2 protein-coding genes and 1 pseudogene are annotated in these 1,724 nt (G+C 67.5%); 2 read left to right on the top strand and 1 reads right to left on the bottom strand.

Annotated features, from left to right (window positions below; all coding sequences use genetic code 11):
• Positions 1 to 194 (bottom strand): annotated as a pseudogene (locus ACGFNJ_RS24215) (hypothetical protein); the annotation flags it as partial.
• A 374-nt stretch (positions 195 to 568) separates the two neighbouring features.
• Here ACGFNJ_RS24215 and ACGFNJ_RS24210 point away from each other — a divergent pair.
• On the top strand, positions 569 to 808 hold the full coding sequence (locus ACGFNJ_RS24210) for a hypothetical protein (protein WP_393452295.1): 240 nt from the start codon (positions 569 to 571) through the stop codon (positions 806 to 808).
• Complete coding sequence (locus ACGFNJ_RS24205) at positions 805 to 1,170, top strand: DUF4345 domain-containing protein (protein WP_393452292.1); 366 nt, start codon at positions 805 to 807, stop codon at positions 1,168 to 1,170. Before ACGFNJ_RS24210 ends, ACGFNJ_RS24205 begins: the two co-directional genes overlap by 4 nt.
• The last annotated feature ends 554 nt before the right edge of the window (positions 1,171 to 1,724 follow it).

Genomic DNA, 1,724 nt, shown 5'->3' with positions numbered 1-1,724 from the left:
ACACGCGGGATCGGTCCATCCGGCACATACGGGATCGGTCCATCCGGCACATACGGGATCGGTCCATCCGGCACATACGGGATCGGTCCATCCGGCACATACGGGATCGGTCCATCCGGCACACGCGGGGTCAGTCGATCCGGCACACGCGGGGTCAGTCGATCCGGCACACGCGGGGTCAGTCGATCCGACACGCGCGGGGATGGTCCATCCGACACGTCCGAGGGCGGCCGAAACCACGGATGCAGGCGGCCCGAGCGCATCACAGGGCGTGCACGCAGCACGGAAGTCAGTGCATCCGAACCCGGTTCGGTCGACGACTTGCGGTTGGGGGCCGCCGACATCGAAGCGGCCCGGCGCGGCGAGCAATTCGGCGACGCCAAGCTCACCGATCGTGGCGTCGCGGTCACCGAGGCGTTCCACGATAAGGGCAGTCCACGACCTCGCGACACAGCGCGCACCAGCATCACACGGTGTACACGCGCCCCAACGCCCAGCGACCCAGCGCGCACTGACCTCACACAACGCACGCGCGGCCGACAACCTAGTTGCGGATCGCGGCGTGCACGTGGCCGACATCCCAGCGGCACGGCACGCGGTCACCTCCCACGGCGCACGTGCCGCCCACGACCTGGTGGCGGAGCGCGCACTCACCTCACACGGCGTGCACACAGCCCACCGCCCGGCAACGCGGTACGCGCTCATCACACACAGTGCACGCGCGGCTCACGGCACGGCGGCGGTGCGTGCGGTACTGCCGGACGTGCACGGCGAGGTGCGGCAGCGGTTGGATGCGGGGCGGCGATGAGGACCGTCGCGCTCGGCGTTGTTGCGGTGTTGTTTGCGGGGATGGGGCTGTATGCGCTGTGTGTGCCTGCTGCGCTGGCGCGGCCGTTCGGGCTGTCGGCGGCAACGGCGGTGAGCCGGGCGGAGATTCGCGCGGTGTACGGCGGGTTCGGGATAGCGGTCGCCGGGGTGTTGTTCTGGTCTGCGTTCGGCGGCGGTGACTTGCGGACCGGAGCCGCGCTGACCGTTGGGTTCGCGTTGGCGGGGATGGCGGGCGGGCGCATCGTGTCGTGGCTGGTCGATCGTGGGATGCATTTCTATCCGATCTGGTTCTACTGCGTCGTCGAGATCGTTGGCGCAGGGCTCGTACTCAGCGTCGCCTGACATGCAGAACCGCACAGCGGTCCCAAGCCAACGGTTCCGAACAGGCGATTGCCGTCGATAAACGAGTACGGCGATCGCTGGATATTCGGGCCGGGTGCCGCCAACCCGGGACAACGTCCGGGACTTCGTCGCATGGGCGGCCTCGGCTCCCCGCAGCATGGTGGAACCAGTGCGGGCTGCGATCACGGAGGATGCGGCGAGGACGTCGTCGACGCGCTCGGACAGCTGCTGCTGAGAACTTGTGGCGGCATCACCCGAGAAGCCCCCGCCACCAATGCCTTCTCACCGCGAAACCAACCTTGTGATCCCACATATCGAAATCGCGGACCTACCCGAGACCCGCAACCGTGGGCTAGGGGTGCCTCAGACCGAAATCCGCACACCTACCGTGCATGCGCACGGGTTGTGGAGTTGGTCGGTTGATCAGGGAGTACTGGTGTAGGCATCGCCCGAGAAGCAACCTGCACCATTACCCCCTCGGCCCGAAGCCACCCCTTTCGATCCCACATACCGGGATCACTGGCACCTGCGAGACCGGCAGCCCCGGCTCAACC

It is taken from the genome of Nocardia sp. NPDC049149 (assembly GCF_043197455.1).
Lineage (GTDB): Bacteria > Actinomycetota > Actinomycetes > Mycobacteriales > Mycobacteriaceae > Nocardia.
This window is presented reverse-complemented; position numbering and strand designations above follow the sequence as displayed.

Excerpts from the sequence above, each read along its gene's own strand:
- ACGFNJ_RS24205 (WP_393452292.1), top strand. The coding sequence starts at position 805 with ATGAGGACCGTCGCGCTCGGCGTTGTTGCGGTGTTGTTTGCGGGGATG.